Origin of the sequence: Paraburkholderia sp. J41 (assembly GCF_905220235.1) — a bacterium.
In the GTDB taxonomy this organism is placed as follows: domain Bacteria; phylum Pseudomonadota; class Gammaproteobacteria; order Burkholderiales; family Burkholderiaceae; genus Paraburkholderia.
In genome coordinates this window covers 285,124-301,239 of sequence record NZ_CAJMZE010000003.1, presented here as the reverse complement: position 1 = coordinate 301,239, position 16,116 = coordinate 285,124, and the positions used below count along the sequence as shown (strand labels likewise).

General features: G+C 62.2%; 16 protein-coding genes. 5 read left to right on the top strand and 11 right to left on the bottom strand.

From position 1 onward, the window contains the following. Positions 1–568 precede the first annotated feature (568 nt). On the bottom strand, positions 569–1,267 hold the full coding sequence (locus tag U5805_RS04960) for an O-methyltransferase (protein ID WP_322102325.1): 699 nt from the start codon (positions 1,265–1,267) through the stop codon (positions 569–571). Between the two features lie 136 nt (positions 1,268–1,403). Here U5805_RS04960 and U5805_RS04955 point away from each other — a divergent pair, with 136 nt between their 5' ends. Then, positions 1,404–2,273 (top strand): helix-turn-helix transcriptional regulator, encoded by an 870-nt coding sequence (locus tag U5805_RS04955; protein ID WP_322102324.1) that lies wholly within the window; start codon positions 1,404–1,406, stop codon positions 2,271–2,273. 177 nt (positions 2,274–2,450) lie between these two features. Here the strand turns inward: U5805_RS04955 and U5805_RS04950 are convergent, their stop codons facing one another. Together U5805_RS04950 and U5805_RS04945 are read right to left on the bottom strand one after the other, a co-directional pair. Beyond that, positions 2,451–2,804 (bottom strand): hypothetical protein, encoded by a 354-nt coding sequence (locus U5805_RS04950; RefSeq protein ID WP_322102323.1) that lies wholly within the window; start codon positions 2,802–2,804, stop codon positions 2,451–2,453. A gap of 129 nt (positions 2,805–2,933) precedes the next feature. After that, complete coding sequence (locus U5805_RS04945) at positions 2,934–3,734, bottom strand: FadR/GntR family transcriptional regulator (RefSeq protein WP_322102322.1); 801 nt, start codon at positions 3,732–3,734, stop codon at positions 2,934–2,936. A gap of 114 nt (positions 3,735–3,848) precedes the next feature. On the opposite strand from U5805_RS04945, the gene U5805_RS04940 reads away from it, so the two are divergent. Further along, positions 3,849–4,256, top strand: a complete 408-nt coding sequence (locus tag U5805_RS04940; RefSeq protein ID WP_322102321.1) for a nuclear transport factor 2 family protein — start codon at positions 3,849–3,851, stop codon at positions 4,254–4,256. Between the two features lie 56 nt (positions 4,257–4,312). Here U5805_RS04940 and U5805_RS04935 read toward each other — a convergent pair whose 3' ends face one another. The 5 genes from U5805_RS04935 to U5805_RS04915 all read right to left on the bottom strand — a co-directional run bounded on the left by U5805_RS04935 (position 4,313) and on the right by U5805_RS04915 (position 8,672). Further along, positions 4,313–4,744 (bottom strand): heme-binding protein, encoded by a 432-nt coding sequence (locus tag U5805_RS04935; protein WP_322102320.1) that lies wholly within the window; start codon positions 4,742–4,744, stop codon positions 4,313–4,315. Positions 4,745–4,776: 32 nt separating this feature from the next. Beyond that, entirely contained in the window at positions 4,777–6,192 is a 1,416-nt protein-coding gene (locus U5805_RS04930; protein WP_322102319.1) for an MFS transporter, read from the bottom strand. Between the two features lie 15 nt (positions 6,193–6,207). Then, positions 6,208–7,140, bottom strand: coding sequence for a transporter (locus U5805_RS04925; protein ID WP_322102318.1), 933 nt, complete (start codon positions 7,138–7,140; stop codon positions 6,208–6,210). Positions 7,141–7,244: 104 nt separating this feature from the next. Beyond that, positions 7,245–7,781, bottom strand: a complete 537-nt coding sequence (locus U5805_RS04920) for a cupin domain-containing protein (protein ID WP_322102317.1) — start codon at positions 7,779–7,781, stop codon at positions 7,245–7,247. 51 nt (positions 7,782–7,832) lie between these two features. Continuing rightward, positions 7,833–8,672: an HpcH/HpaI aldolase family protein gene (locus tag U5805_RS04915; protein ID WP_322102316.1), complete on the bottom strand. Its 840-nt coding sequence runs from the start codon at positions 8,670–8,672 to the stop codon at positions 7,833–7,835. A 475-nt stretch (positions 8,673–9,147) separates the two neighbouring features. Here U5805_RS04915 and U5805_RS04910 point away from each other — a divergent pair, with 475 nt between their 5' ends. Further along, entirely contained in the window at positions 9,148–9,567 is a 420-nt protein-coding gene (locus U5805_RS04910; RefSeq protein ID WP_322102315.1) for a carboxypeptidase-like regulatory domain-containing protein, read from the top strand. 77 nt (positions 9,568–9,644) lie between these two features. After that, positions 9,645–9,818, top strand: a complete 174-nt coding sequence (locus tag U5805_RS04905; protein WP_322102314.1) for a hypothetical protein — start codon at positions 9,645–9,647, stop codon at positions 9,816–9,818. 478 nt (positions 9,819–10,296) lie between these two features. Here the strand turns inward: U5805_RS04905 and U5805_RS04900 are convergent, their stop codons facing one another. Then, complete coding sequence (locus U5805_RS04900; RefSeq protein WP_322102313.1) at positions 10,297–10,701, bottom strand: hypothetical protein; 405 nt, start codon at positions 10,699–10,701, stop codon at positions 10,297–10,299. A gap of 99 nt (positions 10,702–10,800) precedes the next feature. After that, entirely contained in the window at positions 10,801–13,260 is a 2,460-nt protein-coding gene (locus U5805_RS04895) for a multicopper oxidase family protein (protein ID WP_322102312.1), read from the bottom strand. Between U5805_RS04895 and U5805_RS04890 the strand changes: the two genes are divergently transcribed. Next, positions 13,259–14,533 carry a helix-turn-helix transcriptional regulator gene (locus U5805_RS04890; RefSeq protein WP_322102311.1) on the top strand — a complete coding sequence of 425 codons (1,275 nt, stop codon included), beginning with the start codon at positions 13,259–13,261 and terminating at the stop codon, positions 14,531–14,533. The genes U5805_RS04895 and U5805_RS04890 overlap by 2 nt on opposite strands. Before the next feature lie 132 nt (positions 14,534–14,665). Here the strand turns inward: U5805_RS04890 and U5805_RS04885 are convergent, their stop codons facing one another. Further along, the gene (locus tag U5805_RS04885; protein WP_322102310.1) at positions 14,666–15,985 is read right to left on the bottom strand and encodes a hypothetical protein; all 1,320 of its coding nucleotides are present in this window, start codon (positions 15,983–15,985) and stop codon (positions 14,666–14,668) included. Positions 15,986–16,116 lie beyond the last annotated feature (131 nt).

The following is a 16,116-nucleotide window of genomic DNA, read 5'->3' as shown; positions in this document are numbered from 1 at the left end:
CTCGTAACGCGTGTGGCGGACTGAACGATAGCAAGTAAAAAAACGCGCAGTAAACTTTTTTTGATGGGAGATTACCTAAATTAGAAAAATCGCTCTAAATCGTCGAAATTGCCGTCTGGCAGCGGTCCTGGATATTGACCGGCGTTAAATTTAAATGCAGGAAGCCGAATAAATTACAAAGCGTGAATGTACATTTCTATTGCATTTCAATTTAAGAGCCATGCATCGAATTGATGCGCGACATTTAAAATGCGGCATGTTGGTGCATTAAGACACTATTGCCGATTGCTCATTCGTTTCGTAAAGAATTTGTAATTAACGGCTGTGGTTAGGCGAATTGAAGTTGCCGAGCCTTTCCTCAGCGCGAACGGATTTCTGGTCCCTTCGATTTCTTTTTTTAGTCAGGATTCCGTATTGATGACGCCGCACGTCGAGCGAGCGGCGCGCCGCCGAACGGAAGCCGGCGGCGCTGTGCCGCAAGCACGGCACAGCGTCTGAAAGAGCTGGAACAGGAGAACAGCGGAGACAGCGGCGAAGCGCTTGACCCACTCGAAAGCGGATGAACGTTTTACCGGGTGACGATAGTAAATTCATTCCCACGGCCGGGGCTGATCGGGATGGATTGCGACAGATAGCCGTTCGCAGGATTGCGCACGTAGTCCAGATAGGGATTTTCCAGATCGAACGCGTTTTCCGCCAGAATCATCGCCCCGGTTCTCAGACATGGTTCGAGCAACTTCAGTACCGGCAGATAGAGGCTGAACGCGCCGTCGAGCAAAACGAGGTCGACTTCCTCGCGAAGGTCGGCGAGCGTTTGACGCGCATCGCCCACGCGGATGTCCACGATATCGGCGAGTCCCGCAACTTCGAGGTTGGCGTGAGCGCGTGCCGCTTTACTGGGTTCGAGTTCGGTGCCAGTCAGATGCCCGCCGCCATTGTCGCGCAGTGCCGCTGCGAGATAGACCGTGGATATACCCATCGACGTTCCGAACTCGACGATGCGGGTTGCCTTGATGGCGCGCGCGCATTGGTAGAGAAACTGTCCGTATTCTTGCGTCACGTTCAGAAAGTTATCGACATAGCCGTGGTAAAAGCCGCGAACATCCCTCTGCTCTCCGGCGAAATGATCGGCGATCACGTCTGCCAACTGTGGCCCAGCGGTATCGACGTCCTGAAATTGCGCCATTAATGCACGGTCCGCCTGTTCCGCTTCCGCAAATAGCTGCTGCAAGGTCTGGGCGACGCGCGTGGTACTGAGTGAGTTCATGGTTGGGTCCCATCGGTAAAGGTTCGGAATCGGCAACGTCGTCCGGGCGCACCTCTTAAGGCAGTGCGCTATCGACGTCCCTGGCAATGCTAAAGAACCTCGCGCTTGGCAACATCAGGAAGTTTGGCCAAAATATGTGGAATTCCTGCCAAACGATATCGGTTCGCCCATGCCCGTCCTAAGCCCGACATCAGACCTGGCCGAATGGCTGGACCCCGATGAAGTTCCTCGTCCAGTGGTGACGGTCGGTACGCTCGGCTTCGACATGCAAGCGCTCGACAAGAAGGCCGCGGCCGTTCTTCGCGAGCGCAAGGAAATGGGTTTTCATCAGCATCGCAAAGCCGAACTCATGCTCGCCATTCGAGGCGTGCTGACTTGCGAAGTCGACGGCGGCTTGTGGATCGTGCCGCCGCAAAGCGCGATCTGGGTGCCGGGCGGCGTTGTTCACAAGTTCATGGCCTCCGGCCCGCTCGAGTGTTATGTCACCTTCATCGAACCCGATGTTGCGTCGGCGCTGCCGGCGACATGTTGCGCGCTTGCTGCCACACCGCTTCTACGCGAACTGCTGATTCGCTCTGCCCGCCTGCCAACGATGTACGAGCGCGGCGGCGTCGAGTCCCATCTTGTCGCCTTGCTGCTGGATGAAATCGCCAAAGCGCCGCTGGGCAATCTCCATCTGCCGATGCCCACGGACACACGGCTGCGCAAGATGGTGGACATGATGAAAAGCAATCCTGCCGACCGGAGCACGATGCGCACGTGGGCGCGGCGAATCGGTATGAGCGAGCGCACGCTGGCGCGCGCACTGAGCAATCAAACGGGCATGAGCTTCGGTCGCTGGCGACAGCGGCTTCATCTGATGCTGGCCGTCCAATGGCTGGGCGCAGGCGCGTCGGTGCAGCAGGTCGCTGACGATCTCGGGTATCAAAGCGCGAGTAGCTTCGTGTCGATGTTTCGCAAGCAACTGGGTGCGTCGCCCGCGCGATATATGGCCGGGCGTGCGTGATTGCCGACGACTGAATTCACGCGGCTAATTGTTTTTTATTAGCCGGACAACAGTGGATGGCGAATCCTGGCAGAGACTATTCCTGCGCGGAGGCTTCAGCAGCGTTCCCTCGTAAGCGGACCGGTACACGTACTTGCGGACCGCGAACGAGCGCTCCCGACTGAACGGCGTGGCCGCTCAGTCGGGCTCAGCCCGCTTATGTCGGGCAAGCCAGATCACGGATGCAAATGTCAGCGCCGAAAAAACGGCCGGCCCAATGGTTTTAACGATGTCGTGTAACAGCCAGCCGACGATTGCATCGCACGCCTGGATTGCGCCAAGCAGCGGTGAAAGCACGAATAGAACGTCAAGCGACGCTGCCCCTGCGCCGAGAATCGCCGCGATGGCAAGGCAAAAAGTGCGTGCCGCGCTATAAAGGTCGCCCGCCTCGCCGCGGCCGTGCGCGAGCAAGACCAAAGAAAACGCCAGGCTCGTCACGGCGTTCGCACAGGTGACAACCGCACAGACATACCATGCCAATGGTTTCTTCATGGAATTGGAGAAATAGCGAAGAAGTCGTTACGGAAGGCGTCAAACGGGTGCGTTACGAATCTGCCGAACCGTTATTACCGTGCCGAAAAAGCGCGATCAGTCAGCCGCTACCTGCACACGGCCCCTGTCCTATCGGTTCTGCAACAACGAGCCGAGCAAGCCCGCCATCGCGCGATCGGAGAGCGTGGCGTCGAGTGCGGCCGGCATCGACATGATGACCTTCGCCGAGCGCTTGCTGTAAAGATGCGCGGCTTCGCGAGCCGCCGAAGCGTCCCGCGTGCCAATGGCGTCGACAAGGCGGCGGCGCTCGCGCGCAAGCTTGCTTGTGGTCTTTTTCCACACGTCGAACGAATCGCCGCTCAACTCCTTGGCCAGCGAGACCTGCACGCTGGCGAGAAAACGGCACAGCACGGCCAGCAAGGCATTGCCCGACGCCTTCGCCAACGCGTCCACGAACGCACGCAGGCCGCCGGCTATCGTCTCGGCGTCCGCGCCTTGGTCCACGCGGTCGAGCGCCGCATGAAGCGCATTGATGTCCTGTTCGCTCGCCTCGGCCGCCGCGAGTTCCGCCGCGTGCGTCATCAGCACGGCAAGCACGCTGAGCACGTCCGCGAAACCGACGCGTTCGAGCTGCATCATCGAACTGAGCGACGTACCGATCAACTGGTCGCTGTCCGCCGTGACATACGCGCCGCTGCCGTGCCGAACCTCGACCAGCCGCGCCGTGGACAACCCGCGAATGGCTTCCCGAACGGTAGGACCGCTCACGCCATACGCCTCGGCAAGCTGCTTCTCCGTCGGCAGCTTGCTCCCGCGCGGCAACTGACCATGGAGAATGCGGCCGCGCAGATCGTCGAGAATCTGCTCGGCTGCGTTGCCCCGCTCAAGGCGCCGCGAAGGTTGCCACGCCACTTCGGTTGAACCCTGCATTCTGTCTCTCCTGTTACCGGTCTGCGTGGGTCGAATACTACTATATTTCACAAGACACTTGGTGACTTGTTGTTTACCATAGACGCGGTCGACATAAACTAACGAGAGACGAACATGACACCTACCGAGCAGCAGTCGATCGAGCGATTGCTAAGCGATTTCGCTTTTTGCGCCGATCATGGCGACGCGGCCGGACTTGGGCGGCTGTTTATCGAGGACGGCGTGTTGAGCGTGGGCGGTCGCGAGTCGATCGGCCGTGCGCAAATCGTTTCGGACTGCCAGGCGCGCTTCGATATTTCCGATCGCAAGACGCGGCACGTCTGGTCGAATCTGCGCATCACGGCTCTTACCGGCGACAAGGCGTCGGCGACGGCGCTGCAACTCACGTTTGAAGTGCCCGGCAACGACATGCCGGTGCGCCTGCGCGTCAACGATGTGCTCGACGAACTGCACAAGGATGCAAGCGGCGTCTGGCAATTCGCGCGTCGGCGGATTATTTGCGAAATGGCCGTGACGTTTTAAACGCAAGCGCGCCGGTCTGTTGACCGGCGCGCTTGTGCAAGAGGGAATCGGCGCGGTCAGCCGGCGTCAGCGCTCAAGCCCGCACATTCGATGCCGTGCAGCGCGCATGCTTCGTCCTTCTCGGGGTGATCGCCGCTCACGCCGACCGCGCCGATCACCGCGCCCGTCGCGTCGCGAATCAGCACGCCGCCCGCGACCGGCGCGATGCGCCCCGCAGCAATATCCGTCAAGGCCGCGAAAAAAGCGGGCGCGGCGTTCGCGCGCTGCGCAAGCGCCCGTCCACCCACGCCCATGCCGAGCACGCCCCACGCTTTTGCCTGCGCGATCTGCGGGCGCAAGATGCCGCTCGCGTCTTCGCGCTTGAACGCCACGAGATGACCGCCTGCGTCGAGCACGGCCACCGTCATCGGCGCACATGCGGTTTCGCGCGCCTTGTCGAGCGCCGCATCGACGATGCGAGCAGCCTGCGGGAGAGTCAACGTATTCATGTTTCGTGATCCTCAATATTTACGGGGAAGCGTCAGACGTTAGCGATGCGCGTGAGCGAGCCGGGTTCGGTGCGCGACGCGACGTGCGCATCGTGTTCATCACGCCCCTGGCCGCCCTGCCCGCGAACGGCACGCCCGAGCGCCAGCACCGCGAGCGCCGCGCCAGCCGACGTTGCGCCCGCAACGAGAAAAAGCGTGCCAGCCGTCACGCCCGCACCGATCAGCATGCCGCCGAGCACGGGACCGGCAATCGCGCCCGTACGGCCCACGCCCATCGCCCAGCCGACGCCCGTGGCACGCAAGAAGGTGTCGTAATAGACCGCGCAAAGCGCGACCGTACACATTTGCGCGCCCACGCTCAGTGCGCCCGCTACAAAAGTCATCGCGTAAAGCAAGGCCGGCGACCACGACACGAAGCCGATGCCCGCGATCGCGAGCGCCCCCGCGAGATACGCGCAGCCGATCACCACGGGCGGCCCGAAACGGTCCGATAAACGGCCAAGCGAGATGCACCCGGCCACCGCACCGAGGTTCAGCATCGACACGGCCAGGACCGCCTTGCCGATGTCGAGCCCGTTGCTGCGCGCGACAACCGGAATCCAGTTGATGAGAAAGTACGTGAGCAGCAAGCTCAGAAAGAAAGCGATCCAGAGCAGCGTGGTGACGGGCGCGCGGCCATTGCGAAAGAGACTCGACACGGGAGAATGACGCGTGCCCGTCGCGCGGGCGGCGACTGCCGCCGTGCGGCCGTTCCATTGCGCCTGCACCCGCAGTCGGCGCAGGATGCGTGCGATGGCCTCGCGATCGCCACGCAGCGCGAGATAGCGAATCGACTCCGGCGCGACAGCGAGAAACACGGGCAGAATGCACAGCGGCAACGCACCGCCCAGCAGAAACACGGAAGCCCAGCCGAACTTCGGAATCAGCGCGGCCGAGGCCACTCCGCCCACCACCGCGCCGAGCGGGAAGCCGCAAAACATCGCGCCCACCAGCGTGCCGCGCAGGCGCTTCGGCGCGTATTCGGACGTGAGCGAGATGAACGCCGGCAACGCGCCGCCCAAGCCGATGCCGGTGGCGAAGCGCAGCAACGTTAGCGAGCCGATGGTCGTGGCCAGCGGCGTACACAGCGACGCCACCGCGAACATCAGCACCGCGCAGGCCATGGTCGTCTTTCGGCCGAAGCGGTCGCCCGCCGCGCCAAGCACCATCGCGCCCACCAGGCCGCCGAACAGGCCCGCGCCGAATACGCGGCCGAACCCGGCGGGCTCGACGTGCCATGCCGCGATGATCGGCGGTGCGACGAACGCGATCGCCTGGGTGTCGAAACCGTCGATCATCGCGATCAGTCCGCACAGCACGAACACGGCTATCTGCAAGCCTCTCACGCCGCCTTCGTCGATGACCGCTTCGAGGTCCAGCTCGCGCGTCGCTTCCATATGAATCTCCATCGTTGAATCCGCCTGCTAGAAACGGAAGTTGAGATTGGCGAACACCTTGTAGCCCTTGATGATGGTCGCCTTGTCCGCGCCGCTCGAACCACCCGACGCACTGGCGATCACGTCCTGCGTCGCCCACAGGTTCACGGTCGCGCCGCCGAAGTCGTAGCCGACCAGCGCGCCGAGCGCGAGCAGGTTGTAGCGATCCACGTTGATGGCGTTGTGATAGAACGCGCTCGATGTGTCGCCGCTCACCTGGCCGATGTACGAAGCCACGGGGCCGACCGTCCACTTGCCGAACTTTCTCGTGGCCGTGAAATCGGCGTGCAGAATGTCGCCGGTGCGATAGTGCGTTTTCGTGTTCGGTGTGTTCATTTCCAGCGAGACATTGCTCGTGAGATTCCAGCCGTTCTTGATGTACGACGCACTGAGCAAAGGTTGCACGATCCACCACGGCGCGCCCGGATCGGCGAGACCGTTCGCGCCGGAAATCGTGCCGTCCGGCACCGTAATGGCGAGTCCCGCTTTCACGTAGAGCCCCGTATCGCCGAGCTTCCAGCTCAACTGGCCCGGTGCGATCAGCGTGTTGTGAATCCCCGATCCTTGCTGATTGAGCGGCGCGCCCGCGTCGTTCATCGTGAACGGCTGTACGATGAGCGCCTCGTAGCGCGCACCCAGAAACGTCCAGCCCGGCGACCACAGCACGCCGGTCACGGCCGACGCCACATGCAACGCCGTCTCGCCCGTGGGATCGCCGGGACCGCTGCGGTGCCCCTGCGCCGTATAGATTTCGTTGAAGCTGTAGACGCCCGGCGCGGGCGACGCCGCCGTCATCGTCATCATCGCGCCCGGTGGAATCGACCAGCCGGGATAGCCCAGTTCGTAAGCGCTTGCGCCCCGCGAACCGGCTGCCGCGGCCAACGCAACCAGCGCGGCCGCGCGCATCCTCTTGACGTTCATTGTGTCTCCTCGTGACCGGCTGGCTCTTGGGCGCAGCCTTTTACGATGCCGCCCGTTGCCGGCCGCCGCGGCGGGCCGCCAGGCGCCGGCACGGGGCGGCGAAGTTAGCGCGGCGTGGCGTCGATCATGCAGCCGCACAGCAGGCACGGCTCGCTGGAGCGATTACTCCACGCGTGATTGGTGCCGCGAATGACAACGGTGTCGCCGGGTCGCATGAGCACTTCGTCGACGTCGGTCACGAGCCAGATTTCTCCCTTGATGCAGGTGATGCAATCGAGCGTGTCCGTGCGATGCATGCTCGGGTGGCGCGCAAGGTCCGCTTCCGTGGGCAGATGCTTTTGCTTGACCTCGGTGTTGAGTTGGCGCAGCGCTTCGACGTGATGCTGCTTGTCGGCGGTATCGGGCGGGATTTCCAGCGCGCGGAACAGCAAGCCGCCAGGCAAGGGTTCGCGCGTCTCGATGGCGTTCGTGCGATCGTCCTCGATGGCGTTGTCGACGGGCACTTCGGCCGCGCTCCACAAGGTCGCGCGATAGAAAATACCGGGATTGCGCTGCACGTTGGTGGCTTCGTCCATCAGCACGGCCGACTTGCCGTTCGCATCCGGACCCACCACGTAGCGCTTCCAGTTCCATTTAGTCATTCGGATTCCTATGTTTATGAAAGAAGTTCACGCGCGTTGCGCGATGCGGGCTTACTCGGGAAATGCACTTTCGGGCGCGGGCGCGCGGGAAAACGCGCTGCCCTCCACGCCCGCGTTCAACGCCGTGACGGTCTGCTCGCAGAAGCGCCGGAAGCCGAGCATGTCGAGTCCGAGACAAAAGACGCGCACGCCGTCGTCGAGCGATTTGCGGCACGCGGCCGGTGTGGGATCGAGCACGGGGCCGCCGATCACGGCCACGCCGTGGCGCTGCGCCGCGTCGAGCACCGTTCGATACGCCTGCTGCACGCGCGGACTTTTCATCATCTGCGTGCCTTCGCCCATGGCGTAAGCCAGATCACCCGCACCGAAAACGATCATCTTCACTTCGTCGAGCGCGCAGATTTCGTCGATGTTCGCCACGCCTTCCGGGTGTTCGATCATCGGCACGAGTGCGATTTGCGCGTTGTTCCAGCTGGTGTAGCGGTCGAAATGGCGGAACGCGTAGCCTGCCGCGCGCGTGGCCGGGCAAATGCCGCGTTCGCCGAGCGGTGGAAAAAACGCGAATTTCGCCGCATGGCGCACGTCGGCCGCGCTGCGGATCATCGGCAGGAAAATGCCCTCCGCGCCGGCTTCGAGCGCGCGGCGGATGCCGGTTTCGTCGGCGCGGTCGGGCACCCGCACATAGGGCGCGAGGCCCGCACGCTGCGCGACGCGCACGCTGTCCTCCATGGCGCGAACGTCGTTGCCGGAATGCTCGCCATCGAGCATGACGAAGTCGAATCCCGTCAGGCCCATGATTTCAATGAGCGCCGGGTGCCCCGTGAAGCACTGCATGCCCAACGGAATCTGGTTGCTCGCAAGCATTTGCAGTAGCCGGTTTTTCTCGAACATATCCTCTCCTCTCCAAGTCACCTAGTGACTTTATCACCGACTGTATCGAAAATGTCGAGACAGCGGGTTAACGATGAGGTCGGCAAGCTTGAAATTCGCAGCTCACGAAACCGCGAACGGCGGCAAGTGCGGGCATTGCCGCGAGGAAACGGGACGGCGCATGGCTCCGGCGGCAGACAGGCGCCGCGCTTTGCCGCGCATAGAGGACGATGCAACGTCGATGAACGAAGCGGGGCCGATCGTCGGCTTCATGAAAGAAGCGACGCGGTGCGCGAGGAACGGATCGCGTTGACTTCGCGGTATCGGGTTGAAGGCGCCGTCATGGTGCGCTTTTTAATCCGGCTTTATTGAGCCGCATTTAAGTGACGCGCATTTAAGTGACGCTTAAGTCGCGGCTCCTACGCTTTCTCCGTACGACATGGAATGCGCGCGAACCATGCCGTCGCCGGTACGAGCGCACTCACGGAGGTTCGACATGCAAGGACGTTCACTCGCTTTTCTCGGAGCGGCGGCACTCTCCACGGCATTCAGCGTGCAGACGGCTTTCGCCGACGTAGCGCTGCCCGCCACGCATCATTCGGGCGACATCACGTATCTGTCGGGCGGCATCGGTAGTGACCAGTCATCCGCGCTCAAAAACTTGATGCACCGTTATCCGCTGACGCTTGAGTTCGTCGGCCGACACGGCGACTATCTCGCCGACGTACCGGTGCGCATTGCCGACATGCATGGCAACACGGTGCTCGACGCGCAATCGGATGGACCGTTCATGCTGTTGCGGCTGCCTGATGGCCGCTATGAGGTGACGGCAAGCTATGACGGCAGCACGGTGCGCCGCAACGTGAACATCGACAGCGGCACGCACGCTCACGACCTGTTCGTGTGGCCGACCTGACGCGATGCGTGAATACAACATGCAAGCGCGCATGGCCGCCGCCCGGCGGCCGCGCACGATCAAAACGGAGTGTTGGCATGGATCGACTTCGGATGGCCGAAAACCAACTCCATCTCGACGAAACTGAACGTACCGTGCGCCGCTCGCAGCGTGGCGCGACCGGCTGGGTCGTCGTGCTCGTGCTGCCGGCGCTGATCGTGGTGCTGATTGGCGCGCTCGAAGTGCTGGGGCTGATCGCGCGCTTCGTCTGAAACCGACGGGCGTGACGGAGGCCGGGTTCTTTTTTTCTCTCTTTGGCAAAAACAAACCTGCTTATGCATCGCGTCGTTTTGCGAGGCTGCTTTCGCATTTGCTGGTCGCGGCGTGGGCATCTCGTTCCGTCCGGGCCAAAACGGTTCAAGGCGCGTTCATCGCCTGTACGCGTGACGCGTACGGCGGAGGATGGTCGCCTCGCGCTGCTATGTCGAATAGTGTGGAATCTGCGTACAACATCGCTATAAAGATAAGTATCCTTATCACAAGGCGTCTATCTTCGAAGTAAACTCGATGTCATGAAAACACGCCCCAACCCGCTACCCCACGCGCGCGTCAGGCCTTTCGATGCCGCTGAAGGAACTGCTGCGGCGTGCTGCCATGAAGGCCGCGTTGTCGAAGAGGTACGGCGAGTGCAGCGTGCGGCGCCGAGCGCGACCTCCGCGCTTTGATAAAGCAATTACGCGGCGAGGCAATTCACATCCGCGTGCGTATCATGGCGGCCGCGGAACGCGAATTCGCCTCAGTGCGGGAAAATGTTTCCCGCAAGCGTACGCGCCACCAATGCCACTGACTGACCTGATAAAACATCGGACCCGGCGCATCGGTCGTGCAGACCGAGATTTCCACATAATTTCCGCCTACCATGCCGAACCGGATCTTTGGAACCTCGTCACGGTTCCACTGGCACAGCCAGCTACGCACGTCACGAATTACGCAGAACGGAAGCGTTCGGGGCAACCCAGGATCGTTCATCGTCCGATACGTCACCGAATGCTCGTCCAGTGACACCTGATAAGTAAAAGGCACGCCGGCTCGCTCGTCGCCGTGACAGATGCCGCCTATTCGCGCCCCGTCGCAGGACACCATGTAGACCGTCATTCCGTTCTCGAACGAAGCCCACGCCGTCCACGCGTTCGGAAGCGTCGAAACGCCGATGCTGATCAGAAGGCAACCCAATAGCCGAAGCATGTTTCGAGGTCAGTTCGTCACGCGATATGGCCGCATCATTTCGTTATCCTCATGGGTGAGGACATGACAGTGCCAGATGTAATACCCCTGCGTGGGATCGAACGCGTAGAGGTTCTGCCCCGCGTACGATTGGCCGGGTTGGACGGGAACACTCGAAGGCGTCCATCGCACGAGGATTCTCAGGACTTGGCCGGCGTGCGCGTCGGCCGTGTCTTTCCATCCCGATTCGCCCGCCGCTGGCGCTTCGAAGGCACCTTGCAGATAGCCGCTGAAAGGGAGATTGCCGCCGAGCGCACCGTCCTTGTTGGGCGTCAGGTAGCTCAGCGGCGGCCCGTAGTCGGTGCAATAGGCGCCCGCCGTGCATCCCGCGGGCAGTGCTGCTGGACTGCTTCCCGTCGTGCCGAATGCCTTTGTCCAGTCCGACAGGTACTGACTCACGTTGATCGACTGGCGATTGAGCACCTGAAACTGCGAGAGGTGAATATGAACCGGGTGGCTTGCCCCGTGTAACGTCGAGAGATAGAGAATCTCCCACATCTCCGTCGATCCAACGCGCGGCAGTTCGCTTATGCCGTCGGCCGGGAACTCGCGAGCAATGCTTGCCGACTCCAGTCCGTTCCACGTGGTGTTGTTGACGTACTCCTTGATGTCGGTGGGCACCGGACCGCCCGACGTCTCGACGCGATCGTAGAGAACCATCTGTCTCACGCGGTCAATTTTCACGCCGGGCAATACGTTGCCCTTGCCGTCCGTCAGGTGAACCATCGGATGCGGTCGTGCGCAAAGGCCGCTGGATGAGTCCGGATTTGCCGGATCGCAACTCGTGTCGGGGCCGGAAGCGGAAGCGGCCACCCTGAACTGCATGATGTCGGGTAACTGAACATCCTGGCCGGGCTGCGAATTGGTGAGTTCGATCGTCTGGCCCGCAAAGGGGGAAAAATCGACGATGATGTCGGCGCGCTCGCCCGGCGAGACCGGCAGTCCCTCGGACGCGCCGGCCGAGGAAATGGGAAGCGGCACCGGCTTGTCGAAATAGTTGTCGTCGCTTCCGACCAGATAGACGGGCGCGTTGCCAAACACAAAGGTGTATCCCCGATTCAGGCTTCCGTTCAGAATGTGTAGCCGATAGCGTCGCGGCTCCACGTTCAGGTAAGGAAAAGCCGCTCCATTCACGACCGCAACGTCGCCTTCGAAGATCGGGCTCCAGAACGGATGATTCAGGGACGGCTGCTGTATCGGCATATACAGTTGGCCGCTGGTGTCGAACATGTGGTCCTGCACCGCCATTTCTATCTCGTACTGCCCGCTGGGATAACCCTTTGGCTCGCTGTCCGGGTCCTTGAGGAAATAGAATCCCGCGAGCCCCGCGTAGACGTTCAGGCGAGTCGTTCCCAGCGAATGATCGTGGAACCAGAGCGTGCCCGGTTCCTGCGAGTTGGGATACTCCAGTGTCGCCGCACCGGGGCCGGGGTTTCCGATCGTGTGGTAATCGGCGCCTTTCAAACCGTCCGGCGTGAACCACGACTCCGGATCGCCGTCGTCGGCGGCGGCTAATTCGGCGCCGTGGAGATGCACGACCGCCGGGACCGGGCCAATATAGTTCGTCTTGCAGGCCGAACCGGCCGCGGCGGCCTGCCCGGCCATGCCGCAGCCGGTCTTCAGAGGATCGGCCCAATGCACGGTCTGATCGAACGGCAATTCTCCCTGGACCATGCCGGGACCGGAGGGGTCGTCCGGGTTGAAGCTCGGCAACCTGTTGACGTAGGTGGCGCGTGTCGCGATTCCGCGCTGCGCGGCGATGGTCACGGCCGGCCAGTGAGCCGGCCCCAGCACCGCGCCGGTATTGGAGTCTGTTGTCCGGTACGTCCATACGCGCGTCGGACCCAGCGTCACGCCCGCGCCGCATTGGGGGTAGGAACCGGGCGGCAGCACCTGCTGACTGGTCTCGGACATGGTCACGGTCAGATCGGGATGAGCGGCTGCATCAACGCGCGCAAGCGCTCCGGCAGGCCCGAACACCGGCAAGGGGATCGCAAACTTCGTAAAGCAGTTTCCGTCCAGTTTCGCCCTCGTGACGACGGTCGGCGCTTCGCCTATATCGCCGCCGTGACACCCATGACCCAGCAGCGCCAGCAACAACGTCGCCACTGTCACCGCGACCGGACGCCCTATCGGGAGTGCCGGACGAGCGCGTTGCCTTGCCCGATCCCGCGACATGATATCTCTCCTTCGCAGGCTGTTGGCCGCGTTGGCATGGCTCGAATGCCGGGGCGCGCGCGACGCCTCCCGACCGTCCGATTCGACATGGAATTGCCTCGCCTTGCCATCCGAGGCGTGCGAACATACGTCCAATGCCCATGCGCCCTTCCCCAAGCCCAAGATGGCCGCGAGCGGGAACCGCGCGGGCAAGCCATTGAAGTCTGTAACATGGAGCGCACGCCCGTCATCCCCAGAACTGGTGATGGTCATGCCCGACCGTCACATCGCGCGGATACTTCCTTTGCAAGGCTTCGAACTTCCAGAAGTTGCCGATCTGATCTATGCGGCGGCGCTCGGCGAGGGCGCGAGCTGGCGGGATCTCGGCGACCGATTGATGTCCCTTATGGACGCTCAGCGCGCCACGTTGTGGCTCGCGAACGAGTTCGGTAAGACGGGCAATCTGTTGATGCGCCGCGATTCGTATGACGACGAGTACGCGTCCCGATACGTCGTGCTGGACCCCTACCGCCAGGCGGCCGGGAAGATCGGCCTTGAGGAAGCGCAGCGCCTGCGGGGAGATGTCCGGCTCGGTCACGAGATCGTTGCCGACAGCAGCTACGTGAGAAGCGAGTTTTATACGGATTTCGGCCGCAAAAGCTCGCGTCGCTACCTGATCGGCGGTCTGATCGGGACATCGGAGGTGATTCCGCTCGGGCTTCACCGGGATGCCGCGTCACGGCCGTTTGCAGACGATGACAAGCGCACGCTTGCCCTGCTCATTCCGCATCTGAAACGCGCGCTTCAAATGCGCGCGCAGCTAACGCCCACTGCATCGGCTCTCGGTGCGGGCGCGCTGGACGTGCTGCCGCTCGGCGTCATCGTCGTCAGTCAGGAGATGAAGCTTCTTTATTGCAACGCGGAAGCCGCTGCCTTGCTGGAAGAACCGCGCTTCGGACTGTTCGCCACCCGCCACGGACGCGGACCCGGCACCGGCACGAACGAATCCGGGCTGCGTGCGCGTCATCCGGAGGACGACGCGCAACTGCGGCGCCTGGTCGGTGCCGCCTCGCGCGGCGCTGCCGGGGGCGGCATGCGCATACGCGCTCGTCCTGGCGCACTGCCAAGCGAACCCGTCACGCTCTGGACCCTGATATGCCCTGCGTTGCGCCATCTTTCGTCACCAGGACAGCCGAACATGGGCACCGGGGTCATTCGCGGCGCAGCGACCGTCCTCGTGCGCCGTCTGCTCGCACCGTCCGCCCCTTCCAGCGCACTGCTTACTGATCTGTTTCGACTCACGCGCTCGGAAGCCGAAGTTGCGGCGATTTTGGCGGGCGGGGTGTCGGCCGAAGATGTCGCGCGCGCGAGAAACGTTTCTCTCGATACGGTTCGCAGCCAGATTCGCGCAATACTGAAGAAAACGGGGGCGTCGAGTCTGCGAGACTTCGAACGTATCGTCGCGCTGGGTTCGACGATGCAGGCGGCGAGCGCCAGCCGCCCGCCCTTCGGCAATCAAGTGGCGAGTCACCCGGAAGAACGCTGAGTGCTTGCCGCCCTGCACCCGGCGCGATCCGGGCCTCGTATTCGGCCTCGTATTCGGCCTCGCATTCGATGAAGCAGCCCGCGCTGCAAACAAGGAACGTATCGACATGACCCAACGAATGCGGAATCGACGTCAGTCGAAATATCCGCTTTCGATTGCGCGCAACCATATCGGGCCAATGACGCGCACCTGCCGATTGACAATGCTGTGATTGAAACCGTCGATACGGATGAGCACGTGCTTGCCGACGTAGGGCTGCATCATGTTGCGCGCGGCCTGCATCGTCGGCACCGAATAGACTTCGTCGAAAGTGCCGTTCATATCCCACACGGGCAGGCCATGCAACGCGGGGCCCGGCATCGTGGTTGCGATGATGTCGGTGAAAATCTTGTTGAAACCCGCGGCTTTAACGTCGGCCGGCACGAAATCGGCAGTGTAGAGGCGCATCGCGTCTTCGGTCAGCGCGGCCGTGTTGGCGAACATGGTGGGATCTTCGACCGCCTTGAAGCGCGGCTCGCGCAAATCGCGTTGCCAGCGTTCATCCTTCGTTGCCGGATCGGCGCGCTTGTTATAGAACTCGAAGTCGGAGCGGCCGCGCCCGCGCACACGCAGCGCCGAATGCTCATAAGGCCAGTCCCAACGCCCACCGAGCGCGGCTCCATAGTAGTACACGACACCCGGCGGCGACGAGCCCCAATTCAGGTAGCCGTCAGGACGGATGCGTTCGGCAAGCGGCCACATCAGTGCGCCGCCGGTCGAGAAACCCCAGTAAAGAAGCAGCGACTTTTTACGCTCGGCATCGGGCAATGCATGCCGCAAGCCCGTCTCGAGTCCGTCGACCATTGCGACCGGCGTGCAGGCGACCATGTCATCGTATAGCTCCGTGCCGGGCTTGGGAAAGCGAACGTATTCGCTGCCGCTCGAACTGGAGGTCTTGCCCGCCGGTTCGACGACGTAGTCGTCTTTCGACCAGTACGCCTTTTGATGCTGCGAGAAGATCGGCATGCGCTCGTCGAGCGGAATAGTCTCCCACGTTCCGCTGCGGTTGGGCGCGAAGAAGTTCCAGCGCCCGACACGGTTCAACGCAATGAACGTCACGCCTCGCTTGGCCAGCCAAACGCCAATGCCCTCCTTGCCTTCGTCGGTTTCGACGAAACCGTTTGCGCTCGAACTGCCTTCCTCGGTGGCCGCGAGAACCACCTTGCGGCCGTCGTGCATCAGCGGCGTGTTCGGGTCGAGCCGCATGACGACCTGGGTGAACGTCCTGCCGTTCGCCGTGTAGTCGATGTAATCGAGGTGCCGCGTAAAGCCGGTCGTTTCCGGGTAATCCTTGCCACCGAGAATCTGCTCGACTTCGGCTTGCGGGACCGTCGAATTGTCGGCGGGCAGATCCCACGCCGCGGCATGCATCGAAAAACCGATGCCGATCGCCAGCAGACAATATCTCGCCAAACTGGATTTGCCTCTGCTTCGGACTACGAATGGAATCATGGATGGTTTCCTCTTTTTTGGAATCTTTTGCCGCCGCCATGCACAGGCGAGGTGGATGGGAACGCTTTTGCCGCGATGGTAGATGGCTTGTT

What these genes read in the sequence shown, in the direction of transcription:
- U5805_RS04960 (WP_322102325.1), bottom strand. Translation starts at nt 1,267, where the DNA reads ATGAACTCACTCAGTACCACGCGCGTCGCCCAGACCTTGCAGCAGCTA.
- U5805_RS04950 (WP_322102323.1), bottom strand. Translation starts at nt 2,804, where the DNA reads ATGAAGAAACCATTGGCATGGTATGTCTGTGCGGTTGTCACCTGTGCG.
- U5805_RS04945 (WP_322102322.1), bottom strand. Translation starts at nt 3,734, where the DNA reads ATGCAGGGTTCAACCGAAGTGGCGTGGCAACCTTCGCGGCGCCTTGAG.
- U5805_RS04940 (WP_322102321.1), top strand. Translation starts at nt 3,849, where the DNA reads ATGACACCTACCGAGCAGCAGTCGATCGAGCGATTGCTAAGCGATTTC.
- U5805_RS04935 (WP_322102320.1), bottom strand. Translation starts at nt 4,744, where the DNA reads ATGAATACGTTGACTCTCCCGCAGGCTGCTCGCATCGTCGATGCGGCG.
- U5805_RS04930 (WP_322102319.1), bottom strand. Translation starts at nt 6,192, where the DNA reads ATGGAGATTCATATGGAAGCGACGCGCGAGCTGGACCTCGAAGCGGTC.
- U5805_RS04925 (WP_322102318.1), bottom strand. Translation starts at nt 7,140, where the DNA reads ATGAACGTCAAGAGGATGCGCGCGGCCGCGCTGGTTGCGTTGGCCGCG.
- U5805_RS04920 (WP_322102317.1), bottom strand. Translation starts at nt 7,781, where the DNA reads ATGACTAAATGGAACTGGAAGCGCTACGTGGTGGGTCCGGATGCGAAC.
- U5805_RS04915 (WP_322102316.1), bottom strand. Translation starts at nt 8,672, where the DNA reads ATGTTCGAGAAAAACCGGCTACTGCAAATGCTTGCGAGCAACCAGATT.
- U5805_RS04910 (WP_322102315.1), top strand. Translation starts at nt 9,148, where the DNA reads ATGCAAGGACGTTCACTCGCTTTTCTCGGAGCGGCGGCACTCTCCACG.
- U5805_RS04905 (WP_322102314.1), top strand. Translation starts at nt 9,645, where the DNA reads ATGGATCGACTTCGGATGGCCGAAAACCAACTCCATCTCGACGAAACT.
- U5805_RS04900 (WP_322102313.1), bottom strand. Translation starts at nt 10,701, where the DNA reads ATGACGGTCTACATGGTGTCCTGCGACGGGGCGCGAATAGGCGGCATC.
- U5805_RS04890 (WP_322102311.1), top strand. Translation starts at nt 13,259, where the DNA reads ATGCCCGACCGTCACATCGCGCGGATACTTCCTTTGCAAGGCTTCGAA.
- U5805_RS04895 (WP_322102312.1), bottom strand. Translation starts at nt 13,260, where the DNA reads ATGACCATCACCAGTTCTGGGGATGACGGGCGTGCGCTCCATGTTACA.